Origin of the sequence: Allobosea sp. R86505, assembly GCF_042466375.1 — a bacterium.
Lineage (GTDB): Bacteria > Pseudomonadota > Alphaproteobacteria > Rhizobiales > Beijerinckiaceae > Allobosea.
Window position 1 is genome coordinate 1,452,482 of the sequence record NZ_JAXHPY010000001.1, and the last position, 24,493, is coordinate 1,476,974.

21 protein-coding genes and 1 pseudogene are annotated in these 24,493 nt (G+C 69.0%); 12 read left to right on the plus strand and 10 right to left on the minus strand.

What is annotated here, in order from left to right; all coding sequences use genetic code 11:
* Positions 1 to 33: 33 nt before the first annotated feature.
* Both SJY11_RS06955 and SJY11_RS06960 read right to left on the minus strand, forming a co-directional pair.
* Positions 34 to 1,023: a hypothetical protein gene (locus tag SJY11_RS06955; RefSeq protein WP_376985888.1), complete on the minus strand. Its 990-nt coding sequence runs from the start codon at positions 1,021 to 1,023 to the stop codon at positions 34 to 36.
* Positions 1,024 to 1,567: 544 nt separating this feature from the next.
* Positions 1,568 to 2,524, minus strand: a complete 957-nt coding sequence (locus SJY11_RS06960; protein WP_376985889.1) for a polyprenyl synthetase family protein — start codon at positions 2,522 to 2,524, stop codon at positions 1,568 to 1,570.
* 85 nt (positions 2,525 to 2,609) lie between these two features.
* Between SJY11_RS06960 and mtgA the strand changes: the two genes are divergently transcribed.
* Both mtgA and rpmF read left to right on the plus strand, forming a co-directional pair.
* Complete coding sequence (gene mtgA / locus SJY11_RS06965; protein WP_376985890.1) at positions 2,610 to 3,320, plus strand: monofunctional biosynthetic peptidoglycan transglycosylase; 711 nt, start codon at positions 2,610 to 2,612, stop codon at positions 3,318 to 3,320.
* 159 nt (positions 3,321 to 3,479) lie between these two features.
* A complete protein-coding gene (gene rpmF / locus SJY11_RS06970) occupies positions 3,480 to 3,665 on the plus strand; it encodes a 50S ribosomal protein L32 (protein WP_043233137.1) in 186 nt (61 codons plus the stop codon).
* A 131-nt stretch (positions 3,666 to 3,796) separates the two neighbouring features.
* Here rpmF and SJY11_RS06975 read toward each other — a convergent pair whose 3' ends face one another.
* Positions 3,797 to 3,994, minus strand: coding sequence for a hypothetical protein (locus tag SJY11_RS06975; protein WP_326911674.1), 198 nt, complete (start codon positions 3,992 to 3,994; stop codon positions 3,797 to 3,799).
* 166 nt (positions 3,995 to 4,160) lie between these two features.
* Here SJY11_RS06975 and SJY11_RS06980 point away from each other — a divergent pair, with 166 nt between their 5' ends.
* A complete protein-coding gene (locus tag SJY11_RS06980; RefSeq protein WP_376985891.1) occupies positions 4,161 to 5,855 on the plus strand; it encodes an EAL domain-containing protein in 1,695 nt (564 codons plus the stop codon).
* Between the two features lie 38 nt (positions 5,856 to 5,893).
* Here the strand turns inward: SJY11_RS06980 and phaR are convergent, their stop codons facing one another.
* Entirely contained in the window at positions 5,894 to 6,490 is a 597-nt protein-coding gene (phaR, locus tag SJY11_RS06985) for a polyhydroxyalkanoate synthesis repressor PhaR (protein ID WP_376985892.1), read from the minus strand.
* Between the two features lie 312 nt (positions 6,491 to 6,802).
* On the opposite strand from phaR, the gene SJY11_RS06990 reads away from it, so the two are divergent.
* From SJY11_RS06990 to SJY11_RS07010, 5 genes are all read left to right on the plus strand, one after another.
* Positions 6,803 to 7,981, plus strand: coding sequence for an acetyl-CoA C-acetyltransferase (locus SJY11_RS06990; RefSeq protein WP_376985893.1), 1,179 nt, complete (start codon positions 6,803 to 6,805; stop codon positions 7,979 to 7,981).
* A 7-nt stretch (positions 7,982 to 7,988) separates the two neighbouring features.
* Entirely contained in the window at positions 7,989 to 8,204 is a 216-nt protein-coding gene (locus tag SJY11_RS06995) for a DUF1737 domain-containing protein (RefSeq protein ID WP_376985894.1), read from the plus strand.
* A gap of 95 nt (positions 8,205 to 8,299) precedes the next feature.
* Positions 8,300 to 9,022, plus strand: coding sequence for an acetoacetyl-CoA reductase (phbB, locus tag SJY11_RS07000; protein ID WP_376985895.1), 723 nt, complete (start codon positions 8,300 to 8,302; stop codon positions 9,020 to 9,022).
* A 43-nt stretch (positions 9,023 to 9,065) separates the two neighbouring features.
* A complete protein-coding gene (locus tag SJY11_RS07005) occupies positions 9,066 to 9,401 on the plus strand; it encodes a type II toxin-antitoxin system RelE/ParE family toxin (protein WP_376985896.1) in 336 nt (111 codons plus the stop codon).
* Positions 9,398 to 9,718: a helix-turn-helix domain-containing transcriptional regulator gene (locus SJY11_RS07010; RefSeq protein ID WP_376985897.1), complete on the plus strand. Its 321-nt coding sequence runs from the start codon at positions 9,398 to 9,400 to the stop codon at positions 9,716 to 9,718. The genes SJY11_RS07005 and SJY11_RS07010 overlap by 4 nt, the downstream gene beginning before the upstream one ends.
* 20 nt (positions 9,719 to 9,738) lie before the next feature.
* On the opposite strand, the gene SJY11_RS07015 is transcribed toward SJY11_RS07010, so the two are convergent.
* Entirely contained in the window at positions 9,739 to 10,932 is a 1,194-nt protein-coding gene (locus tag SJY11_RS07015; RefSeq protein ID WP_376985898.1) for an MFS transporter, read from the minus strand.
* Positions 10,933 to 11,121: 189 nt separating this feature from the next.
* Between SJY11_RS07015 and yddG the strand changes: the two genes are divergently transcribed.
* Complete coding sequence (gene yddG, locus SJY11_RS07020; protein WP_376985899.1) at positions 11,122 to 11,979, plus strand: aromatic amino acid exporter YddG; 858 nt, start codon at positions 11,122 to 11,124, stop codon at positions 11,977 to 11,979.
* Between the two features lie 111 nt (positions 11,980 to 12,090).
* Here yddG and SJY11_RS07025 read toward each other — a convergent pair whose 3' ends face one another.
* The 4 genes from SJY11_RS07025 to argH form a co-directional block, all read right to left on the minus strand.
* Positions 12,091 to 14,811 carry a TIGR02302 family protein gene (locus SJY11_RS07025; protein ID WP_376985900.1) on the minus strand — a complete coding sequence of 907 codons (2,721 nt, stop codon included), beginning with the start codon at positions 14,809 to 14,811 and terminating at the stop codon, positions 12,091 to 12,093.
* Between the two features lie 162 nt (positions 14,812 to 14,973).
* The gene (gene lysA, locus SJY11_RS07030) at positions 14,974 to 16,263 is read right to left on the minus strand and encodes a diaminopimelate decarboxylase (protein ID WP_376985901.1); all 1,290 of its coding nucleotides are present in this window, start codon (positions 16,261 to 16,263) and stop codon (positions 14,974 to 14,976) included.
* A 10-nt stretch (positions 16,264 to 16,273) separates the two neighbouring features.
* On the minus strand, positions 16,274 to 16,537 hold the full coding sequence (gene lptM, locus SJY11_RS07035; RefSeq protein WP_376985902.1) for an LPS translocon maturation chaperone LptM: 264 nt from the start codon (positions 16,535 to 16,537) through the stop codon (positions 16,274 to 16,276).
* A 199-nt stretch (positions 16,538 to 16,736) separates the two neighbouring features.
* Entirely contained in the window at positions 16,737 to 18,122 is a 1,386-nt protein-coding gene (gene argH, locus SJY11_RS07040; protein WP_376985903.1) for an argininosuccinate lyase, read from the minus strand.
* Positions 18,123 to 18,150: 28 nt separating this feature from the next.
* Between argH and tlpA the strand changes: the two genes are divergently transcribed.
* From tlpA to SJY11_RS07055, 3 genes are all read left to right on the plus strand, one after another.
* Positions 18,151 to 18,783, plus strand: coding sequence for a thiol:disulfide interchange protein TlpA (gene tlpA, locus SJY11_RS07045; RefSeq protein ID WP_376985904.1), 633 nt, complete (start codon positions 18,151 to 18,153; stop codon positions 18,781 to 18,783).
* 83 nt (positions 18,784 to 18,866) lie between these two features.
* On the plus strand, positions 18,867 to 20,975 hold the full coding sequence (locus tag SJY11_RS07050) for a DUF294 nucleotidyltransferase-like domain-containing protein (protein ID WP_376985905.1): 2,109 nt from the start codon (positions 18,867 to 18,869) through the stop codon (positions 20,973 to 20,975).
* Positions 20,976 to 21,033: 58 nt separating this feature from the next.
* The gene (locus tag SJY11_RS07055) at positions 21,034 to 22,764 is read left to right on the plus strand and encodes a carbamoyltransferase family protein (protein WP_376985906.1); all 1,731 of its coding nucleotides are present in this window, start codon (positions 21,034 to 21,036) and stop codon (positions 22,762 to 22,764) included.
* A gap of 16 nt (positions 22,765 to 22,780) precedes the next feature.
* Here SJY11_RS07055 and serA read toward each other — a convergent pair.
* Positions 22,781 to 24,371, minus strand: a pseudogene (serA, locus tag SJY11_RS07060) (phosphoglycerate dehydrogenase).
* Between the last annotated feature and the right edge of the window lie 122 nt (positions 24,372 to 24,493).

Here is a 24,493-nt window from a genome sequence, read left to right on the forward strand (position 1 = left end):
ACCGGGCTCCCTCGCGGTGAAAGGGTTCGCGGCCTAGGAGGCTGCGAGGGAGGGTTCGGCGAGCAGGCAGGCGCTGCAGAGCAGGGCGATGTCCAGCAGCCTTCGGCGCGACGACAGCCAGGACGACATCATCCCGCCCACGGAATTTCGAGGCCGGGGCGGCAGTTCCAGGTGAGCGCGTGCCAGTGCGGCCTCGCGCGCCGGCTGAGGATGGGCCGGCCGGAGTAGGCGGTGGAGCACCGTGCCGGTCCGCCGCTTCAGTCTGCGGAACACCCGGCTCCAGGCCAGTGCATGCTCGTCGAGCCAGATGACGTTGACCGGCAGCGACGACATCGTGCGGCCGTCGGGGCGCAAGGGCGCGTCCGGATCGGTCACCTCGTAGAAGCACTCGTAATCCGGCCAGTTGTAGCCGTCTTCCCAGGTCCAGCAGTCATGCGCCTGGTAGTGCTGCATCAGCCGGGCGCCGAGCGCCTTGTCGGTCGGCAGAAAGGCCGACGGCGCACCGAGGCGGGGGCTGTTTCGCTGCATGAAGTAGAGCACCCGGTCGCTGACATAGCCGCTGACGTACAGCCGGAAATCGCGCTGGCGCCGGATATGCGCGACGGCCCGGAACACCTGAACATGCTCTTCATGGCCATATTCGCCCCAGGGATTGTGGGAGACGACGAGGTCTCCGGCGCTGATATGCTCCTCCAGCGCCGCCGTCAGCAGATCGAAGTTTCTCGCATAGGCGTCGCCGTTGCGACCGCAGTGGATGCCATAGACGGTCTCCACCGGCCTGCGCCAGTCGGTCGTCTGGTAGGTATTGGATTCGGTGATGTCGAGACTGAGCGCGTTCTTGAGCGGAAAGTCCTGAAACACCGTCTGGCGTCCCTGGCTGATCGACCCGCTGTTGGGCGCCTGATTATAGCAGATGATGATCTTCTTGGCCGACGCGAGAATGGAACTCGCATAGAGAACCTCGTCATCGGGGTGCGCCATCACGACCACGGCGCCGCTGAAATCCTTCATGGTCATGGTCATGATCGATTCCTGTTTTTGTTATGATCGAAATCATGGTGGATCGGCATCTGAATGCTATACCGCTTCTGAGTGTCGCTTGATGCCTTCTCGATGCCGCCAAGGGGATATTTCAGATTCGGCTCAGACAATAAGATGGTGTATAGTCCCGATCCTCCGTCCTTCATTCGTGGCACTCATAGAGTTGAGCGACTAAAAAACCCTCAACACCGCCGATCAAGATCGTCGATCTGCGAACAGATGTGCCCCGGTCGCGAATCTCTTGTGGGAGCCTGGCAAAGAATGCGTCACGCTACGTTGTTCCGCTGACGGACGTTTACGATCAAGCCTCGACTGAAACACAATGATGGAACGTTGTTGAGGCCTAAAGCTGCGGGATGCTTAAGGGCGGCGATGTCGCCCGGCGCTCTTCCCGAGAGGCCGCGTCAGCGGCGTCTCGATGCGCCATCAATCTCCGGAGCGTCCCGAAGCATCCGTCGAGACGCGTTCCTGCGGAACGCTCCCCGGGATCAGGGTCCGGGGTCGACCGAGCGCTCAGCTCGTCCGCTCAGCTCTTGCGCTCGGCGGCAAACCGCGCCGCCGCGCGCAGCACATCCGCCTCAGGCCCGAAGCCGGCGAGCGCCGCCACCGCCGCTGCGCTCAGGCCGTCGCGCTCGCGCTTGGCGGCGTCGAGCCCCAGCGCCTGCACCAGCGTGCCCTTGCCCTTGTCCTGGTCCTTGGCGGTGGCCTTGCCGAGCTGCTCGGGGCTGGCCTCGACGTCGAGGATGTCGTCTGCGACCTGGAAGGCGGCGCCCAGCGCCCGGCCATAGGTCCTCAGCGCGGCGCGCTGCGCAGGCGAGGCGCCGCCCAGGATCGCGCCCATCCCGACGCTGGCCGCGAGCAGCGCGCCGGTCTTCATCGCCTGCAACTGGCGGATCTGCGCCTCGGTGAGGGTGGCGGGTTCGCCCGCGCCGAATCGCCCTTCGGCGGCGAGGTTGAGCATCTGCCCGCCGGCCATGCCGCCCAGCCCGGAGGCCTGCGCCAGCGCCAGCACCAGCGCGGCGCGGATCTCGCCGGACGGGTGCGTCGCGGGGTCGGCCAGCACCTCGAAGGCATAGGTCAGCAGCGTGTCGCCGGCGAGGATCGCGCTCGCCTCGTCATAGGCCTTGTGCACCGTCGGCCGGCCGCGACGGGTGTCGTCGTCATCCATCGCCGGCAGGTCGTCATGAACCAGCGAATAGCAGTGCACCAGCTCCACCGCCGCTCCGGCGCGCAGGGCGGCCTCGGGCGCCACGCCGAAGAGGCGGGCGGTCTCCACCGTCAGGAAGGGCCGCAGGCGCTTGCCCCCGCCGAGCGCGCCATGTCGCATCGCCGCCAGCAGCCGCTCAGGCCGCGCGATCTCGCCCTCGCGCGGGGGCTCCCCGAGAAGCTGGTCGAGCAGGGTCTCGATCGCGTCGGCGGTCCAGGCCAGCCGGGCGGCCAAGGCGTCGGCAGCCGGCGTCTCGCGGGTGGGGGCGGAACTCATGCGCAGGCCTCGCGTTCGCTGACCGGCGGGGCTTGCCGGAGTGCGGCCGAACCGTCAAGCCGGAGGCTGGCGCGGAGGCGGGGGGATGACGGCGATGGCGGGCGAACGGGCGGAGAGGCGGCGAAGCCCTGTCGGGCGCCTGCTGCGGACCGTCTGGCTCGGGCTGCTGGCGCTGCCCGTCCTGCTCCTGAGCGCGATCCTGCTCTACGCCTTCATACCGGTACCCTCGACGCTGATGATCGGTCGCTGGCTGACGCTGCAGCCGGTCGAGCGGCGCTGGGTGCCGCTCACGGAGATTTCGCCCAACCTGATCCGGGCCGTGATCGCGGCCGAGGACCAGCGCTATTGCAGCCATCGCGGCGTCGACTGGGTCGAGCTCAACGCCGTGATGGAGGACGAGGACGGTCCCTCGCGTGGCGCCTCGACGCTGACCATGCAGACGGCGAAGAACGTCTTCCTCTGGCCGGGCCGATCCTATGTCCGCAAGGCGCTGGAGATCCCGCTGGCGATGGCGATCGATTTCGCCTGGGGCAAGCCGCGGGTGGTCGAGGTCTATCTCAACGTCGCCGAATGGGGGGAGGGGCTCTATGGCGCGGAGGCCGCGGCCCAGCGCTATTTCGGCAAGCCGGCGGCGCGGCTGAGCCCTGCGGAGGCGGCGCGGCTGGCGGCGGCGCTGCCCAATCCGCTTCTGCGCAATCTCGCCCGACCGAGCCGGGGCCTGCAGGCGGGGGCGGCGCGGATCCAGCGACGCGTCGGACAGATCGGCCCGCTCGGCGACTGCGCCGTCCCGGAGTGACCGGCCGCGCCGGTGTGGCGTTGGCGAAAACCGGGATTGGGCACTAGCCATCGGCGCCGGCAGCGTGTATGGGCAACGCCTCACGAGATTGATCCGTCGTCGTGGCGGTGGCGTGGCCTGCGGGCAGCGCTTCCGGGCGGCGGCACGATGGAGAGTACAATGGCCGTTCCGAAGAGAAAGACGTCGCCGTCGAAGCGCGGCATGCGCCGCTCGGCCGACGCGCTGAAGCAGCCCACCTATATCGAAGACAAGAACTCCGGCGAACTGCGCCGTCCGCATCATGTCGACCTGAAGTCGGGCATGTATCGCGGCCGTCAGGTTCTGAAGGCCAAGACCGAGGCCTGAGCGGCCGAGGACCGGGGCCCGGCGGGGTTTCGCCATCGACACGCTGCCCTGCAGCGTCACGAGCCGGCCGCAAGGCCGGCTTTTTCTTTTGCCGGTCGGCCGGCTGGTGGGAGGAGCGCTTCGGGGCGGCCTCAGCCGTGCCGGCTGAGACCCGTGCGGGCGCGCAGGGCGGCAGCGCGATAGAGGCCGGCGGCCATCTGCGGCGTCTCGCGGCCGCGACGGGCGAAGGGGCCGATCTCGGCCTGGCTGGCGGCGAGCTGCAGCAGGAGCATCGCGGATGCCGCCGCAATCGCCTCTCCCGTCTGCTCCCGATATGCCGATTCGGCCATGTGCCACTCCGATACGCAATCGCTGCGCCCGGTGGCAAAGTTGCAAGGGCCCGGCCAACCTTAACGGTGTATTAAGACCGTCCGCCGCATCGTTTCGGAACATTTTCCGTTCGCTCGCGTGCCGTCCGGTCGCGGGTCGGTTCCGCTCTCCCGAGGCTGCTCACCGATGCCGGCGCCGTCGATCTTCAATGCCCGTGATGAGGCCCGCGTCGATCCGCGCAACCTGCTCTCCTCGATCGGCGAGGTCGTCTACAGCTGGGACATCCAGAGCGACACCCTGACCTGGGGCCCCAACGCGGCCGAGGTGCTGGGGGCTATTCCGGAGGCGGCGATGGCGCGGGGCCTCGGCTTCGCCGGCCTGGTCGAGCCCGGTAGCGGCCGCAGCCGCTATGATGCGGTGTTCTCGTCCGGCGGTCACGACGAGGGCGAGGGCGTGATCTACCGCACGCGCTATGCCGCCGAACTGGCCGGTCGCCGGATGTGGGTCGAGGATTCCGGCCGCTGGTTCGCCGGCACCGACGGCCGGCCCGCCTGTGCCCGCGGCATGCTCCGGCTCGAGCGCCAGGTCCGCCCCGACGAGCTGCTCGGCCAGACCGGCGAGCTCGGTGACCGCTCGGCCCTGCTCGACCGGCTGGCCTCGGCGCTCTCCGAACATCTGCCGGCCGAGCGCAACGTCGTCATTCTCGTCGCGGCGATCGACGAACTGGCGCGGCTGAACGACGATTTCGGCCATGAGGCGACCGACGAGATCATCGCCGTGGTGCAGGAGCGGCTGCGCTCGGTGACACGCCGGCGCGACTATCTCGTGCGCTATTCCGGCAACCGCTTCGCCATCCTGTTGACCGGCTGCCCGCTGAACCAGGTCGACGCCGCGGCCAGGCGCTTCGGCAAGGCCGTGGCGCAGGCTGCCATCGAGACGGCGCGCGGCATCGCGCTGGTGCGTCTGCGCGTCGGCGCGGCGATCGCGCCCGATCTGTCGAACCATGCCGGCGCGCTGCTCTCGGCGGCCGAGAACGCGCTCGCCGGCGCCAAGGCCGGTTCTTCCGACACGGCCGTGATCGCCCGGCGGCAGGAGAGCCGCGAACGCACCGACAGCGCCAGCGGCTTCGACGTCAGCGCGCTGGCCGCGCTCAACGAGCGGCGGATCGAACTGGCGCTGCAGCCGGTCGTCAAGGCGACGTCACGCGAGGTCTCGTTCCACGAGGCGCTGCTGCGCGTCTCCTTCGGAAGGGACGGGTCCTTCTTCGCCACCGCCGAGCTGATCCCGATGCTGGAGCGGCGCGGTCTGGTGCGCCTGTTCGACCACCGCGTGCTGGAACTCGCCGTCGGCCTGCTGACGGAGGAGCCGTCGCTGTCGCTCTCGGTCAATGTCTCGCCGCGCTCGCTCTCCGATCCGGAGTGGTTGGACGCCTTCCTCGCCTGCACCAGCGGCGCGCGGGGCGTCGCAGATCGGCTGATCGTCGAGATCACCGAGACCGCCACCATCGACAACCCGACCCGCGTCGCGCGGCTGCTCGGCCAGATCAAGGAGCGCGGCGCGCGCGTCGCGATCGACGATTTCGGTGCGGGCCACACCTCGCTGCGGCATCTGCGCGCCTTCCCGATCGACGTGCTCAAGATCGACGGCACCTTCACGCAGAACCTGCGCCGCTCGACCGACGACCGCTTCTATGTCCGCACGCTGATCGATCTCGCCCGCCATCTCGGCGTCGATACGGTGGCGGAATGGGTCGACGACGAGATGCAGGCGCGCCTGCTCGCCGATTGGGGCGTCACCTATCTGCAGGGGCATCTGGTGGGGAAGGCCGAGCTGCGCCGGCCGGCTGCGGGCGCGCGCACCGAGACGCGCGCGGCCGGCTGAGGGGGCGAAACGGCCCTGGGGCCGCCCCGCCCCCGCGCTCACTTCGTCTTGGCGAGCTTGTCGAGCCGGTCGCGCATCTCGCTCAGCTCGCGCTTGAGGTCGCCGAGATCGTCGCCCTTGGCGGCGCCGGCGGCGGCGCTCTCCTCCTGCGCCTTGGCGGCGGCCGCGGCGGCGAAGGGATTGAACATCCGGAAGGCCTCGGTGAAGATCGCCATGTTGGCGCGCGTCTGGGCCTGCAGCGCGTCCATGGCGCCGCTGCCGAGCGCCCCGCCCGAGAAGGCCTTGGTCATCTGCTCGCGGAACTGGCCCTGGTCCTTGGTCAGGCTGTCCATCGAGAATTCGAGATAGCGCGGCACCAGAGCCTGCATGCTGTCGCCGTAGAAGCGGATGAGCTGGCGCAGGAAGGCGATCGGCAGCAGGTTCTGCCCGTCCTTGGATTCCTCGTCGAAGATGATCTGCGCCAGGACCGAGCGGGTGATGTCCTCTCCCGACTTTGCGTCATAGACGACGAAATCCTCGCCGCCGCGGACGAGACCGGCGAGGTCCTCCAGCGTCACGTAAGAACTCGTACCGGTGTGGTAGAGACGACGATTGGCGTATTTCTTGATGACGGTCGGTTCTTTGTCGCTGGCCATCAGAATCCTGCATCACGTTGGCCCGAACCCCGGCGCGAAGATCGCGCGACGGCCGGACTGACGGTCTTCCCGGAGCGATGGTAGCCGCTGCGGCGCCCGTCGCAAGTTTTTTGAGCGCCGGCCCGGAAATGGCGATCACAGCATGGGCGATGCGGCATGTCTTTGCGGCATCTCAAGGATCGGCTGCCGCAAGTTTGCGCGCGACCATCTCTTTCGGCTGACTTGACGGCGGCGCGGCGGGCTTCGAAGGTGCCCCTCGAACAGGCGCCCGGCAGGCCCGGGCGTCGCGACAACCAGCTGAGGAATTCCCCCATGGCCGATACGGACATCGTGATCGTCAGCGCGGCGCGCACCGCGGTCGGCGCCTTCAACGGCGCATTCGCCAACACGCCCGCCCATGAACTCGGCGCGGCCGCGATCAAGGAGGCGCTGGCCCGCGCCAAGGTCGATCCCGCCGATGTCGACGAGGTCATCATGGGCCAGATCCTGACCGCCGGTCAGGGCCAGAACCCGGCCCGCCAGGCCGCGATGATCGCGGGCATCCCGCAGGAGAAGACCGCCTGGGGTCTCAACCAGCTCTGCGGCTCCGGCCTGCGCACGGTCGCCATCGGCCTGCAGCAGATCGCCAATGGCGATGCCGACATCATCGTCGCCGGGGGGCAGGAATCGATGTCGATGGCGCAGCACGCCGCGCATCTGCGCTCCGGCACCAAGATGGGTGACCTGAAGTTCACGGACACGATGATCAAGGACGGCCTCTGGGACGCCTTCCACGGCTACCATATGGGCACCACCGCCGAGAACGTCGCGACCAAGTGGCAGATCACCCGCGAGGAGCAGGACGCCTTCGCCGTCGCCTCGCAGAACAAGGCCGAGGCCGCGCAGAAGGCCGGCCGGTTCAAGGACGAGATCGTTCCCTTCACCGTCTCGACCCGCAAGGGCGACATCGTCGTCGACACCGACGAATATCCCCGCCACGGCGCGACGATCGAGGCCATGGCCAAGCTCAAGCCCGCCTTCTCGAAGGACGGCACCGTCACGGCCGGCAATGCGTCCGGCATCAATGACGGCGCGGCGGCTCTCGTGATCATGTCGGCGAAGGAGGCCGCCAAGCGCGGGCTGACGCCGCTGGCGCGCATCGCCTCCTGGGCAACGGCGGGCGTCGATCCGGCGATCATGGGCTCGGGCCCGATTCCGGCGACGCGCAAGGCGCTGGAAAAGGCCGGCTGGAGCGTCGGCGATCTCGATCTCGTCGAGGCCAATGAGGCCTTCGCGGCGCAGGCGCTGGCGGTCAACAAGGACCTCGGCTGGAACCCGGAGATCGTCAACGTCAATGGCGGCGCGATCGCCATCGGCCATCCGATCGGCGCCTCCGGCGCCCGCGTGCTGGTCACGCTGGTGCACGAGATGATCAAGCGCGACGCCAAGAAGGGCCTCGCCACGCTGTGCATCGGCGGCGGCATGGGCGTCGCCATGGCGCTGGAGCGCTGAGAGCGCGATGGCGCGCCAGACGACGCTCTACCGCTACCTGACCGGGCCCGACGACGCCTCCTTCTGTCATCGGGTCTCGGAGGCGCTGAGCCGGGGCTGGACGCTCTACGGGCATCCGACCCTGGCCTTTGATGCAGCGCAAGGTCGCGTCGTCTGCGGCCAGGCCATCATCAAGGATATGGAGGGCGCCTACACGCCCGATCTGAAGCTGTCGGAACAATAGATCGCCGCGCGTCCGTCCGGACGCGATCAGGGTGATCGATCACGGTGAAATGCTAAAGCGCGGCGCCCACGCCGCCATCTGGAGGGGATGAGGTCATGACGAAGGTTGCGTTGGTCACGGGCGGAACACGCGGCATCGGGGCGGCGATCAGCCGGGCCCTGCAGGAGGCCGGCCACAAGGTCGCCGCCAGCTATGCCGGCAATGACGAGGCGGCGGCCAAGTTCCGGGCCGAGACCGGCATCCCGGTGTTCAAATGGGATGTCGGTGATTACGACGCCTGCGCGGCGGGCATCGCCAAGGTCGAGGCCGATCTCGGGCCGATCGACATCCTCGTGAACAATGCCGGCATCACCCGCGACGGCTTCTTCCACAAGATGACGCGCGAGCAGTGGTCGGACGTGATCCGCACCAATCTCGACTCGCTGTTCAACATGACGCGCCCGGTGATCGAGGGCATGCGCGCCCGCTCCTTCGGCCGGATCATCGTGATCTCCTCGATCAACGGCCAGAAGGGCCAGATGGGGCAGGTCAACTACTCCGCCGCCAAGGCCGGCGATATCGGCTTCGTCAAGGCGCTGGCGCAGGAGAACGCCAACAAGGGCATCACCGTCAACGCGATCACGCCGGGCTATATCGGGACCGACATGGTCGCCGCGATGCCGGAAGCCGCCCTTCAGCGGGTGATCGCCGGCATCCCCGTCGGCCGTCTCGGCAAGCCGGAGGAGATCGCCGCGATGGTGGTCTTCCTCTCTTCGGAGCAGGGCGCCTTTGCGACGGGCGCGACCTTCGCGGTCAACGGCGGGCAGTACATGGCGTGAGAACCGCTCGTGCCACTTGAAAGGTAACGTATAAGGCACTATCGTGATCGAGGTCGTTGCTTACGTCGATGCGAGCGGGCACAGCCCTTTCGCGCGATGGTTTGCAGGCCTCGATTACGTGGCGGCGGCACGGGTCGGTGCCGCGCTGTTGCGGATCGAACAGGGAAACTTGTCCAATCTGAAGGGATTGGGTGGCGGGCTGGCGGAGTACAAGCTCAATATCGGCCCTGGTTACCGGATTTATCTCGCTCGACGCAGCGACAGCCTGATCATTCTGCTTTGCGGCGGAACGAAACAGCGGCAGGGCGCCGACATCGCGCGGGCTCGGGGCCATCTCGCCGATTACGAACGTCGGCTTGCGAGTGAAAGGTTCCAATGATGGTTCTCACGCGCAGTTTCCGGGAAATCGTCGCCGAGCGTGCAGCGCGGGAGCCGGAATTCCGCGAGGCTCTCTTGGAAGAAGCGGTTTCTCTGCTGGTGACGGGCGATGTCCAGACCGGCAAGGCGATGCTGCGCGACCTGATCAACGCCACGATGGGGTTCGAAGCATTGGCGCGCGCAACCGGTACGCCGTCGAAGAGCCTCATGCGAATGTTCGGGCCGAAGGGTAATCCTACCGCCAACAAGCTGTTTGCCGTTCTGCAGGCGGTGCAAAAGAGCGAAGGCATTGAATTGACGGTCTCCGCAGCACGTTGAACCCGTCGATACTGTCGGCCTCACCCCCGCCGCGATTTCGGCAGCAGGAAGGTGAGCAGGCCCAGCGCCGGCAGCCAGGCCGTGATGCGGAAGACCTCGACGATGCCGATCTTGTCGGCGAGCGCGCCGAGCACGGCGGCCGCGATGCCGGCCAGCCCGAAGGACAGCCCGTAGAACAGGCCCCCGACCAGCCCGACGCGGTGGGGCACGAGGTCGATGGCGTAGATCAGGATCGCCGAGAAGGCGCTCGCCATCACGAAGCTGATGATCACGCTGAGCACGCCGGTCCAGAACAGGTCGGCATGGGGCAACAGCAGTGCGAAGGGCAAAGATCCCACGATGGACAGCCAGATCACCCGGTCGCGGCCGATGCGGTCTCCCACCATGCCGCCGATGATGACGCCGAAGGTGGAAACCAGCAGATAGAGGAACAGCATGATCTGCGAGAGCTGCACCGTCACCTCGAAGCGCGTCATCAGATAGAAGGTGTAATAGGAGGTGAAGGCGGCGTTGTAGCCGTTCTTCGAGACCAAGAGCAGGATCAGGATCGTCATCGCGAAGAGCACGCGCCCGCGCGAGAAGCCGTGCGCGGCGGTCTCGTCGCCCTGGCCCTTCGGCTGGGCGCGGCGAAAGGCGCTGTAGCGCGAGGCGGTCCAGGACATCAGCACCATCGCGACGAGCACGACGATCGAGAACCAGGCCAGGCTCGACTGGCCGCGCGGGACGACGATCGCCGCCGCCAGCAGCGGGCCGATGGCGTAGCCGGCATGACCGCCGACCTGGAACAGCCCCTGCGCCAGGCCCTGGCGACCGGCCGCTGCGTGGCGGGCCATGCGCGTCGCTTCGGGATGGAACACGGCCGAGCCGAGCCCGACCAGCGCGGCGGACAGCAGCACCAGCGGGTAGCTGGTCGCGAAGGCTAGCGTCAGCAGGCCGAGCAGCGTCGCGCCCATGCCGGCGACCATCGCATAGGGCCAGGGGCGCTTGTCGGTCAGCCAGCCGAGCAGCGGCTGCAGCAGGGACGACGTCACCTGGAAGGCCAGCGTGATCAGGCCGATCTGGCCGAAATCAAGCTGGAAGTTCTCCTTGATCAGCGGGTAGAGCGCCGGGATCATCGACTGAAGCAGATCGTTCAGCAGATGCGCCGCGCTGAGCGCGACGAGGATCGGGATCAGCGGGCGGCGCTCGGTGGCCGGCAGGGCGAGTGTGGTCATGGCCCTGACGCTTGATCCTTCGCCGCGTCGCGGTCAATGGCGGCGATCCGGCGTTGCGATCATGACGCCCATGGCGCGAGCGCCAGGCTGCGACGCAATGAGGGCGCATCTGCCTGCCGACCGCGGCTCTCGGCTTTCCGCGGCCCGCCTGCTATCGACGCCGCAACCGTGCTCCAACCCGCCTCGCCCATGACCTCCCGCACCGCCACCCTCATCGGCGCCCTCGCCATCCTGCTCTGGTCGACGCTCGCGCTGTTCACGGCGATGAGCGGGCGGGTGCCGCCGTTCCAACTCGTCGGCATGACCTTCGTGATCGGCGGGCTGTTGATCCTCGCCATCGCGGCAGCGCGCGGGCAGCTCTCACGCATCCGCCCGACACCGGCCTCCTTCGCGCTCGGGCTCTACGGCCCCTTCGGCGACACGGCGCTCTATTATGCGGCGGTGAAGACGGCGCCGGCCGCCGAGGCGAACCTGATCCATTATCTCTGGCCGCTGCTGATCGTGCTGTTCGCCGCGCTTTTGCCGGGCGGGCGGCTGAGGCCGCGGCATCTGGTCGGCGCGCTGATCGGCCTGGCTGCGACCGCGCTGCTGGTCTCGGGCGGGCTCGGGGCCGGGCAGGGGCTGGCATTGGGCCATGTGCTGGCAGCGCTCGGCGCCTTCGTCTGGGCGAGCTATTCGGTGGCCTCGCGCCGCTTCGCCGCGGTCCCCTCGGAAAGCCTGTGCATCACCATGCTCGGCTGCGCCGTGCCGGCCTTCGCCTGCCATCTCGCCTTCGAGACGACGTTGTGGACGCTGACGGCGGTCGAATGGGCCGGTGTGCTGGGCTTAGGCCTCGGCTCGATCGGCCTCGCCTTCGTCGTCTGGGACATCGGCATGAAGCAGGGCGACGTCGCGCTGCTCGGCGTCGCCTCCTATGCTGCCCCCGTGCTGTCGACGATCATCCTGGTGCTCGCGGGCTATGCCCAGCCGAGCTGGCTGCTCGCCGTGTCCTGCGTGCTGATCGTGGTCGGGGCGGTGGTGGCGAGTTGGGAGCGATCCAAAGCCTGACCCAGTCGTCATTCTCGGGCGCAGCGCAGCGAAGACCCGAGAATCTCATGACGAGAGGTGTCTGGTTTCCGAGATGGTCGGGTCAAGCCCGACCATGACGCTGCCTATTCCTCAATTCCGCCGGAGCAGCCGCTCCAGATAATCCAGTTCCTCCATCGGGCGCGACGGGTCGCCGAGGCGGCGGCGGAGTTCCTCGAGGATGCGGCGCGCGCGCTGGGTCGCGCTCTCGTCGGCGCCGGGCACGCGGACGCGGCCATCGGCCCAGTCGCGTTGGCGCTGCGGCCGGCCGAGCGGGTCCTCGCGGCCGCGCTGCTGCGCCGAGGGCCGGCCGGACGGCTGGCCGTCCGGCTCGCCGAAGGCGCCCTCGCCGGGTTCGCCGCCCTCGCCGGGCTCGCCCTGCATCTGCTGGGCGAGGTTCTGGGCGCCCTTGCGCAGGGCCTCCAGCGCGCGGCCTTGCGCATCGAGCGCGCCTTCGCCCTGGCCCTGGCCGAGCTGCTCGCCGGCCTCGCCCATGGCGCCCTCGGCCTCGCCGAGTTCGCCCTGCTGGGGCGCGCCCATGCCGCGCATGCGGCGCTGCAGATCCTGCAGACGGTCGCGCAGCTGCTGCTGGCGCTGGGCGAGGCTCTGCCCGCCCTGGCCCTGCTGGCCCTGAGCGCCCTGCTGTCCTTCGCCCTCCTCGCCGTCCTCGCCCTGGTCGCCGGGCTGCTGCCCCGGCTGCTGGCCGCGCTGGCCCTGCTGGCGCTGTCCCTGCTGGCCGGGCCGCGCCTGCTGCTGGCCGGGCCGCTGGCCGCGCTGGGCCCGGTTCTGGCGCTGCTGCTCCTGCTGGAAGGTCTCGTCGCGCAAGTTCTGCTGGTCGCGCGTCATCCGGTCGAGATCGGAAAGGGCCTGGTTCATCTCGCGCTGGCGCGGGTCCTGCTGGCCCGGACGCGCCATCTGGAGATTGTTGAGCATCTGGTTGAGCTGCTCCATCAGGCGCTGCGCCTCGGCCATGTCGCCGCGCTTAGACAGCTCCTCGATGCGGTTGAGCATGTTCTGCAGGTCGCGCGGCGTCACGGTCCGGAAGTTCTCCGGCAGCTGCGACATCTGGTTGGGATCCGCGTTCTGCTGCTGGCGCTGCATCTGCTCGGCGAGCTGGCGCATGAACTGGTCCATGGCCCGCCGCAGATCCTCGGTCAGCTTCTTGATCTCGTCCTCGGAGGCGCCGCGCTCCAGCGCCTGCTGCAGGTTCTCCTGCGCGGCCCGCATCGCCTTCTCGGCGTCGGAGAGATCGCCGTCCTCGAGCTGGAGGGCGAGCGCCCACATCAGCTCGGCGACCTCGCGCAGTTGGTCGTCATTGCCGGCGCGGCGCAGCCGCTCGCCGATCATGCGCATGCCCAGATAGACACCGGTCTCCTTCATGAAGAGCTCGGGCTCGATCAGCAGCGCGTCCATGGCGAGCTGGACCTTGCGGCGGGTGTCGACGTCCATGACGAGGGTGCGGCGCTGCTCAACCAGCGCCTTGGCGAGCGGCTTGGCGAAGGTGCGCTGCGGCAGCACGACCTCGACGGCTGCGCTGCGGCCTTCCTGGCCGGCCTCGTCGCGCGCGACCAGCGTCATGCGGACCTTGGCGCCGGCCCAGGGATGGGCGGAGAAATCGACCGTGCTCTTCAGCTCTTCCTCGCCCGCGGGGGAGGAAGGCACGCTGAGCGCCTGCTTGGGCGCCTCGACCAGCGAGCGGCCCGTCGAGGGCGGGCCGGCGCGCTCGACGGTCGCCTCGACGGAGGCGAGGCCGTAATCGTCCTTGGCCTCATAGGTGATCGCGAGACCGCCGGGCTGCGCGCCGGTGACCGGCTTGGGCGGTTCGCGGAAGCTGATTTCGGGCGCCTGATCGGGAATGGCGGTGATCGCGAGCGTGCCGCCGGGCGCACCGGCGCCGGTGAGACGGAGCGTGCCGTTGCCGGCCAGCGTGTAGCGGCGCTCGATGACGGCGGGCGCCTGGCCGGGCGCGGGCTTGGCCGCCGCGGCGGCTGCAGCCTGAGCGTCCGCAGACTTGCCCTCGCCGGGCTTGGGTTCGGCCAGGGCATCGAGCCGGCCGGTCACGGCGACGTCCATCGCGCTCTTCCCGGCTATGCGGACCACGATGGTCGATTTCTCGGGCGCCGTGATCTGAGCACTGGCGAGCTTCGCGAAATCGATCAGCATCGGCGGCAGGCGGGTATAGGCCGGCGGATCGATCCAGGCGTCGATCCGGGTGGCGGGTGCCGGCAGCGAGGGGCCGCGCCAGTCGAAGGCGGCGCGCAGGCGCTGGTCGCTCTCGGGGCCGGCGACGAAAAAGGCGGTGATGGCGGCGAGAACCGGCACGGCGCGCAGCGCGCGGCGGTCGCGGTTGGCCATGCGCGGCTGCGGGGCGGCGACGCTCAAGCCGGCGATGCGCTCGCTCTGCCTCTCGAGATGAACAGCCCAGAGTGCCTGCGAAACCGGGTCCTTGGCGCCGACGGCGAGGCTGTCCTCCAGCGCCGATGCCGGACGATGGCCCCCCTCCAGCGACTGGTCGAGCCGGTTCAGCGCGTCGCGATGGGTCGGCAGCGCCAGGCGCGCGACATGCCAGAGTGAGGCTAGCAGCGCGGTGGCGAAGAGCGCGACGCCGAGCGCGCGGCCCTGCCAGGGGAGGACGGTCCAGAGGCCGAACCAGGATATGGCGAGGAAAGCGAGGATAACGGCCACAGGCAGCCAGAGGCGCGGCCAGAGGCGCTCCCAGCCCAGCGAAAACCGCGACGCCATGGCGAGGCGTGCCAGACGCTGCCGCACGCCCTCGATCCGAACCGGCGCCTCGCGGCGCTGCGCTTCCTTCATGCCGTCGCTCCGAGCCGCCCCCGAATGCCGCCGGGATTCCTCGCCCGTCTTCGGGCCAGGATCACGACGCTAGCATGTGAATATGGCAAGGCCAGTGCGAAGACGTCGCGCCCCGGCCCGCTCTACGTTTCGTGAACAGGATGTCGGTCCCGCCAACCCTGTTCAGGCCAGCCAGGGCGGGGCACGATCCGTGCCGAGCAACTGCTCGAAGGTCTGGCGCGGCCGCGTGACGGCCCAGTCGCCGCCCTTCACCAGCACTTCCGGCACCAGCAGGCGCTGGTTGTAGGTCGAGGCCATGCTGGCGCCATAGGCGCCGGCAGTCATGAAGGCGATCAGGTCGCCGGGCATCAGCGCCGGCAGTACGCGGCCGGTGGTAAAGGTGTCGCCCAATTCGCAGATCGGCCCGACGACGTCATAGGCCACCTCCGCCGTGCCGGCATGAGGTTCCGACACGGGCCAGATCTCGTGATAGGCCTCGTACATCGCCGGCCGCACGAGATCGTTCATCGCCGCGTCGACGACGAGGAACTGCTTGGTCGGGCGCGGATTGAGATGCAGCACCCGCGTCATCAGGATGCCGGCATTGCCGACGATGAGCCGCCCCGGCTCGAAGCCGAGCTCGACCTCGAGTCCCCCGGTGACGCGCGCGACCATATCGGCATAGGCGTCGATCAGGCCCGGCCCGTGGTCGAATTCCCTGGGAATGTCGTAGGGGATGCCGAGCCCGCCGCCGAGATCGAGCCGCTCGACGCGATGGCCCTCGCCGCGCAATTCGCCGACCAGCGCCGCCATCTTGGCATAGGCCGCCTCGAAGGACTCCGTCTCGCGGATCTGGCTGCCGATATGCAGCGCCAGCCCCATCATCCGCACGCCCGGCAGGTTGGCGGCGCGGGCATAGAGCCGGCCGACCTCCTCGAAGGAGACGCCGAACTTGTTCTCCGACGAGCCGGTGGTGATCTTGGCATGGCCGCCGGCGCCGATGTCGGGATTGACGCGGAACACGGCCTCCTGCCGCTTGCCGAGCGAGGCCGCCACCTTCGACAGCAGGTCGAGTTCGCCTTCGGTCTCGATATTGACCTGGTAGATGCCGGCCTCGACCGCGAAGCGCAGCTCGCTTTCGCTCTTGCCGACGCCGGAGAAGACGATCCGCTCCGGCGGGAAGCCGGCGGCGAGCGCCTTGCGGACCTCGCCTTCGGAGACCGTGTCGGCGCCGGCGCCGAGCGAAGCCAGCGTCTTCAGCACGCCGAGATTGCCGTTGGCCTTCATCGCGTAGAAGACATGGGCCTTGCCGCCGCCGGCCGCGCGCGTCATCGCCTGCGCATAGAGCCGGTAATGCCGTTCGATCGTCGCAGAGGAATAGACATAGACCGGCGTGCCGACCTCATCGGCGATGCGGCGCAGATCGACGTCCTCCGCGAAGAGGGCACCGTCGCGATAGCTGAAATGATGCATCGGGACCGGCTCAGAGGATCGTGTCGAGAACGAAGGGCTTCTCGGGAACGGTGATGGCGCGGTTGGCCTTGGCCGGCTTTGCCAGGATCGAGGTCTCGCCGATGCCGCCGCTGTTGTTCTCGACGGCGCCGATCTGCGAATCGGGCAGGTCGGTCGCGCCGGTCGAATTGGCCGGCGCTTCGAGCGGGCCCTTGCGGCCGCAGGCCCCGAGCGCGAGAGCGAGCAGGCCCGCGACCAGGACGGCGCGGCCGAGTTTCAGGCGGGAGTGCAGCACGGAAGCGAACCCTTGGGCGAGACGGGCATCAAGCGATGCGAGGGATGAGTGTAGCGAAGGATGGCGGCGGAGGCGAGGCTTCGGAGACACGAGGCGTCATTCCGGACGAAGCGCAGCGGAGCTCCGGAATCCATCGTCGGGCGACAGCGCTCTATGATGGATCCCGGGGCAAGCCCGGGATGACGGTGCGGTTCGAGCGTCAGGCCTTCGCCAGTTTCTTCAGCCAGCGCCTGGCCTGGCGGCGGACATTGTTGGGCGCCGTGCCGCCATAGCTGGTGCGGCTGCGCACCGACTGGTCGACGCCGAGCACCGCGAAGACGGCGTCGGTGATCTGCGGCTCCACCGCCTGCATCTCGGCGAGCGTGAGCTTCTCCAGCCCGATCTTGCGCTCGGAGGCGAGGCCGACGAGGCGGCCGGTGACGTGGTGGGCGTCGCGGAAGGGCATCTTCAGCACGCGCACCAGCCAGTCGGCGAGGTCGGTGGCGGTGGCGTAGCCGAGGCCGGCGGCGCGCTTCATCACCTTCAGGTCGGGCTCCATGTCGCGGACCATGCCGGCCATGGCGGCCAGGCAGAGCGAGAGCGTCTGGAGCGCGTCGAAGGTTCCTTCCTTGTCCTCCTGCATGTCCTTCGAATAGGTCAGCGGCAGGCCCTTCATCATCGTCAGCATCGCCTGCAGCGTGCCGAAGACGCGCCCCGCCTTGCCGCGCACCAGCTCGGCGGCGTCGGGGTTGCGCTTCTGCGGCATGATCGAGGATCCCGTCGAGAAGGCGTCGGAGAGGCGCACGAAGCCGAATTGCGGCGTCGCCCAGAGCACGATCTCCTCGGCCAGCCGGGACAGGTGCATGGCGCAGATCGAGGCCGCCGCCAGCGTCTCCAGCACGAAGTCGCGGTCGGAGACGGAGTCGAGCGAGTTCGCCGTCGGCCGGTCGAAGCCGAGCGCCCTGGCGGTCATCTCGCGGTCGATCGGGAAGGAGGTGCCGGCGAGCGCGGCGGCGCCCAGCGGGGATTCGTTGAGGCGCCGGCGCGCATCGGCGACGCGGCCGCGGTCGCGCCCGAGCATCTCGACATAGGCGAGCAGATGGTGGCCGAAGGTCACCGGCTGGGCCGACTGGAGATGGGTGAAGCCCGGCATGACGGCACCGGCATAGGTCTCGGCCTTCTCGGCGAGCGCGAGCTGGAGATCGGCCATCTGCTCGTCGAGCTGGTCGAGCGTGTCGCGCACCCACAGCTTCATGTCGGTCGCGACCTGGTCGTTGCGCGAGCGGCCGGTGTGGAGCCGGCCGGCGGCGGCGCCGATCCGGTCCTTGAGGTTGCTCTCGACGTTCATGTGGACGTCCTCGAGCGCACGCGAGAACGTGAAGCTCCCGGCCTCGATATCGGCCTCGACCTGCTTGAGCCCGGCGTCGATCGCGGCCACATCCTCACGCGTCAGGATGCCCGTCTCGCCGAGCATCGCCGCATGGGCGCGTGAACCGCGGATGTCCTGGCGCCAGAGGCGCTGGTCGAAATCGATGGAGGCGTTGATCTCCTCCATGATGGCGTCGGGACCCGTGGCGAAACGCCCACCCCACATGCGATTGCTCACGACGGTCTTTCCTGATTTGAGGACGCCGATGACGTCACGATCGAAATGGTTCGCCGCAGGCGGTGCGCTTCTGCTCGTCGCGCTCGCCGGCGGTGCGGCCTTCTACTCCGTCGCGGGCGATGCCGGCAATTCCGCTTCTTGCAAGGCAGCCCGCCCCGCCGCGACGGCCATGGCGCCGCTGGCGCGCGGCGAGGTCGCGGCCGTGCAGGTCCATGCCGCGCCCCTGCCGACGCCGGAACTCGCCTTCGAGGGGCCGGACGGTGCAGCGATGACGCTCTCGGCTTTCCGCGGCAAGGTGCTGCTGGTCAATCTCTGGGCGACCTGGTGCCCGCCCTGCCTAAAGGAAATGCCCTCGCTCGACGCGCTGCAGACGGCGCTCGGCGGCCCGGATTTCGCGGTGGTGGCCATCAACATCGACACCCGCAATCTCGACAAGCCGAAGGCCTGGCTCGCCCAGCGCGAGATCAGGGCGCTGACCTATTACGCCGATCCGCAGGCGAGGGTGTTCCAGGAACTGCGCGCCGCGCGCAAGGTCGAGGGCATGCCGGTCAGCCTGATCGTCGACCGCGACGGCTGCGAGCTCGCAATCCTGCAGGGCCCCGCCGACTGGGCGAGCGCCGATGCCAAGGCGCTGATCGGCGCGGCGATGAAGCGGCCCTGAGGCCCCCCACCCATCCGAAGGTCGTCTGGTCAGGCCGGACGGAGTTACGTTAGGTTGCTCTGCAGACGCGCGGAGACAACCGCATGCCGAATTTGCTTCAGGCCACCCCGCTCTTCGCCGTGCGCGGCGTCGCACTGGATGCCGAGACCACCGGGCTCGATGTCCGGCGTGCGCGGATGATCGAATTCGCGGCCGTCCATCTCGATGGCGGGCGTCTCGACCGCGCCAATGCCTTTCAGAGCCTCATCGCCTGCGATGTCGAGATCCCCGCCGCGTCCCGCGCCGTCCACGGGCTCGACCGGGAGGCGCTGCGCGGGGCGCCGGCCTTCGAGGTGCTCTATCCCGGCATCACCGCCTTTCTCAATGGCCGCGTGGTGATCGGCCACACGATCGGCTTCGACATCGCCATGCTCAAGCAGGAGGCGGAGCGGCTGGGGCAGCGCTTCGTGCAGCCGCTCGCGCTCGACATCCGCCTGCTGGCGCAACTCGCCGAGCCCGGCCTGCCCTCCTATTCGCTGGAGGCGCTCGGCGCCTGGCTCGAGATTCCGCCGCAGGAACGCCACCGGGCGCTCGGCGATGCGATGGCCGCCGGCCTCGTCTTCCTCGCGCTCGCCCCGCGCCTGCGCGACCGCGGCATCCGCACGGTCGGAGAGGCGGTGGCGGCCAGCCGCCGGATCACCGACGCGATGGCGGGCGCGGCCCCACCCGCCTGGGAGCTGCGTGCGCCCTCGCAGGACGGCGATCCGCTCCCCAAGCTCGACAGCTACCCCTATCGCCATCGGGTCCGCGACGTGATGCGGGCCGATCCGGTGATCCTGCCGGAGGCAACGCCGGTCGTCGAGGCGCTGGCCGCGATGACCGGTCGGGGCGTCAGCTCGGTCTTCCTTGGCGGCGAGGACGCCCGGCCCGACGCCACCGCCATCCTGACCGAGCGCGATCTCCTGCGCGCCATCGCCCGTCACGGCGCCGAGGCACTGGCGCTGCCGGCCGGCCGCTTCGCGACGCGGCCGGTCGTGGCAGTGCCGGCCGATGCCTTCCTCTACCGCGCGATCGGGCGGATGAGCGCCCGCAACATCCGCCATCTCGCCGTAACCGACGACGAGGACCGGATCGTCGGGGTGGTGACGCCTCTCAAGCTGCTGCAGCTGCGCGCCGGCACGGCGGTGGCGCTGGGCGACGACATCGACGCCGCCCCCGATGCGCCGGCGCTCGGGCAGATCTGGTCGCGCCTGCCGCTGATGGCCCGCGCATTGCTGGCGGAGGACGTGCCGGGCCGCCTGATCGCGGCGGTGATCGCGCGCGAGGTCGGCGCGCTGACGCGGCGCGCCGCGATCCTGGCCGAGGCGGAGCTTCTGGCGGAGGGCGCCGGGCCTGCGCCTTGCGCCTATGCGGTGCTGGTGCTCGGTTCGGCCGGGCGCGGCGAGAGCCTGCTGGCGATGGACCAGGACAATGCACTCGTCTTCGCGGAGGGGGAGCCGGACGGCGAGGCCGATCGCTGGTTCGCGCGGCTCGGCCGGCGCATGGCGGCGATCCTCGACGAGGTCGGCGTGCCCCTGTGCAAGGGCGGGGTGATGGCCTCCGAGCCCGCCTTCCGCGGCTCGCTGACGACCTGGCGCCAGCGCATCGCGCAATGGCTCGGCCGCTCCAGCCCGGAGGATCTGCTCAGCGTCGACATCGTCTTCGACTTCAAGGCGGTGCATGGCGACAAGGCGATGGCGGAGCGGCTCTGGCGCGATGCCTGGGCGGCCGCCAAGGGACAGATCCCCTTCCTCAAGCTGCTGGCGGGGAATGCCGGCCAGCCGGCGGCGGGGCTGACCCTGTTCGGGGGCTTGCGCACCGAGGATGACGGTCGCATCGACCTGAAGCGGACGGGGCTGAAGGACATCGTCACCACGGCGCGGCTGCTGGCGATGCATCACGGCCTGCCGCGGCACGCGACGCAGGCCCGGCTCGAGGCGGTTGCGGAACGGGGAACCGGCGGCGCGAGCGATCTTGCCGAGATCGACCGCGACCATGCGCTGCTGCTCGACTGCATCCTGAGCCAGCAGCTGGCCGACATCGCCGAGGGGCTGAGCCCGTCCAACCGGGTGGCGCCCGGCACGATCGGCAAGGCCCGCGCGGCGGCGCTGAAGCAGGCGCTCGGGCGGCTCTCGATCCTCGACGATCTGCGGCGCGACCAGCTCTCGGGGTGATCGCCGGCAAATCCGTGCTAGAGGTGGCCCGGATTTCCGGATGTTTCGACCAGGCAGCATGACCTACACGATCGGCCTCGCCACCACCTTCCATGATCCCGCCATCGCGATCATCGGCCCCGACGGCAGCGTCCTCTTCGCCGAGGCGACAGAGCGCTATCTCCAGTTCAAGCGCGCGCCGAATTGCGAGCCCGACACCGCGCCGCGGATGGAGGCGCTGCTGAAGCGCTACATCCCCGCCGATGCGCAGGTGGCGATCGCGACGAGCTGGGGCGAGGACTTCACCGGCTTCCTCGACCAGATGAGCCGCGCCGGCTCCTTCTCGCTGGAGGCCCTGCTCAAGCTCTCGCCGGAGCTGAACCGCTCGCTGGTGCCGCAGCGCACCGAGCGCGCGCTGATCGCCTCGCTGCATCAGGGCCAGCAGCGCGCCGGTATCGGCACGCTGCTCGGGCTCGACCGCGCCTTCGGCCGCGCCAACGTCAGCGGGCTCACGCGTTTCGGCCATCATCTCAGCCATGCGGCTTATGCCTGCTGGTCCTCGCCCTTCACCGACGCCGCCTGCCTCGTCGTCGACGGCATGGGCGAGACCGGGGCGTCGGCCATCTTCGCGCTGGAGGGCGGGCGCATCCGCGAGGTCAAGCGCCATCGCGGGCGCGAATCGATCGGTTTCTATTTCGGCCTCGTCACCGATCTCGCCGGCTTCGACCAGGCCAAGGGCGAGGAGTGGAAGATCATGGGGCTCGCGCCCTATGGCAAAACTGATCCGCAACTGATGGCGCTGCTGCGCCGGCTCTATACGATCGACGGCCACAGGCTCTCCTTCGCCAAGGCCGATGTCGTGCAGGCGGTGGCCGCCGAGATCCTGAGCCTGCGGCCGGCGGAGGCGCTCGACAGCGGCTGGGCCGATCTCGCCCGCTGCGGGCAGGATGTCTTCGCGGAGATGATGGAGGCGCTGCTGGGGGAAACCGCGGCGCTGGTGCCCAGCGCCAACCTCGTGCTCGCCGGCGGCTGCGCGCTCAACTCCTCCTTCAACGGCAAGATCGCCGGGCGGCATGGCTTCGCGGAGGTCTTCGTGCCCTCGGCGCCGGCCGATGACGGCAATGCGATCGGCGCCGCCTGGCTCAGCCATGCCCAGGCGAATCCCGACTGGCGCGCGCCCAAGGGGCCGGCCTCGCCCTATCTCGGCTCCACCGTCTCGACCGAACCGCTGGAGCGGATGCAGGCCTGGGAGCCGCGACTGCGCAGGCTCGCGCCGGACGAGGTCGCGCCGGTGACGGCCAAGCTTCTGACCGAGGGCAAGCTGATCGGCTGGGTGCAGGGGCGCGCCGAATTCGGGCCGCGCGCGCTCGGCAACCGCTCGATCATCGCCGATCCGCGCCCGGCCGACGCCAAGGACATCCTCAACGCCAAGGTGAAGTATCGCGAGGCGTTCCGGCCTTTCGCACCCTCGATCCTGGCCGAGCAGGCGCCCGACTGGTTCGAGCATTATCAGGACGCGCCCTATATGGAGCGCACTCTGACCTGGAAGGAATCGGTGCGCGCCCGCGTCCCGGCCGTGGTGCATGAGGACGGCACGGGCCGGCTGCAGAGCGTCACGGCGGAGCGCAACCCGCGCTATCACGCGCTGATTTCCGCCTTCCACGATCTCACGGGGGTGCCGGTGATCCTCAACACCTCCTTCAACATCATGGGCAAGCCGATCCTGCACACGGCCGAGGACGCCATCCTGATGTTCTACACCAGCGGGCTCGACGCGCTGGTGATCGAGGACTGGCTTTTGGTGAAGTAGCCAGTCCTCGCGCTGGTCAGAACTTCAGCCGCCTCGCGCGCTTGACCATCGGGATCTCGTGGATCTGGTCGAGGAGTTCGTCGGAGATCGCCTCGTCGACCGCGACATAGCAGATCGCGTCGCCGCCCGGCTTGTCGCGGCCGAGCGAGAAGGTCGCGACATTGACGCCGGCGGCGCCCAAGAGCGAGCCGAACTGGCCGATGAAGCCCGCCTTGTCGGCGTTGCGGACATAGAGCATGTGCGGGGCGAACTCGGCATCGACCTGGATGTCGCGGATCTCGACGATGCGCGGCTTGCCGTCCTGGAAGACCGTGCCGGCGGCGTGGCGCGGCATGTCCTCGGCATCGACCACGATCTTGATGCGGCTTTCGAGATTGCCGGCGATCTCGCGCGTCAGCTCCTCGACGACGATGCCCTTCTCCTTGGCCACCATGGCGGAATTGACCATGTTGATCTCGGGCAGGAAGGGCCGGAGCACGCCGGTGATGGCGGCGGCCGAGATCGCCTTCAGGTTCAGGCTGGCGACCGCGCCCTCATATTCGATGCGGATGCCCTTGACCGGGGCCTCGGTGAGCTGGCCGAGGAAGGAGCCGAGCTTCTCGGCGAGATCGACGAAGGGCTTCACCCGCGGCGCCTCTTCGGCGGTGATCGAGGGGAAGTTCACCGCGTTGGTGATGGCGCCTTTCAGCAGATAGTCGCTCATCTGCTCGGCGACCTGCAACGCGACATTCTCCTGCGCCTCATTGGTGGCGGCGCCGAGATGGGGCGTGCAGACGACATTGTCGAGGCCGAACAGAGCATTCGATTCGGCCGGCTCGAACCGAAAACACGTCGAAGGCCGCGCCCGCGACATGGCCGGATTTCAGGAGTTCGGCCAGCGCCGCCTCGTCGACGAGCCCGCCGCGGGCGCAGTTGATGATGCGCACGCCCTTCTTCGTCTTCGCCAGCGCCTCGGCCGAGAGGATGTTCCTGGTCTTCTCCGTCATCGGCACATGCAGCGTGATGAAGTCGGCGCGCTTGAGCAGATCCTCGAGCTCAACCTTCTCGACGCCGAGCGCGACGGCGCGCTCAGGCGAGAGATAGGGGTCATAGGCGATGACGCGCATCTTCAGGCCGATCGCGCGGTCGGCGACGATCGAGCCGATATTGCCGGCGCCGATCAGGCCGAGCGTCTTGCCCGTGATCTCGACGCCCATGAAGCGGTTCTTCTCCCACTTGCCGGCCTGCGTCGAGGCATCGGCCGCCGGGATCTGGCGGGCGAGCGCGAACATCATCGCGATGGCGTGCTCGGCGGTGGTGATCGAATTGCCGAAGGGCGTGTTCATCACGATCACGCCGCGCGCCGTGGCGGCGGGAATCTCGACATTGTCGACGCCGATGCCGGCGCGGCCGATCACCTTCAGCTTGGTCGCGGCCTCCAGCAGCTTGGCGGTGGCCTTGGTCGCCGAGCGGATGGCGAGGCCGTCATACTCGCCGATGATCGCGGCGAGCCTGTCCTTGTCCTTGCCGAGATTGGGGTCGAACGTCACGTCGATGCCGCGATCCTTGAAGATCTGCACGGCGGCGGGGGAGAGGGCGTCGGAGATCAGAACCTTGGGCGCTGTCATGGGAAGGGCTTTCGGCTGGCGCGGCGCGTCGGCGCTCTGCGCTTGCGTGAAGGAGGAAGCGGAAGGAAACACGGCCGTCATCCTGGACAAGCGACGAAGCCGCGCAGGCCGGGATCCATCCT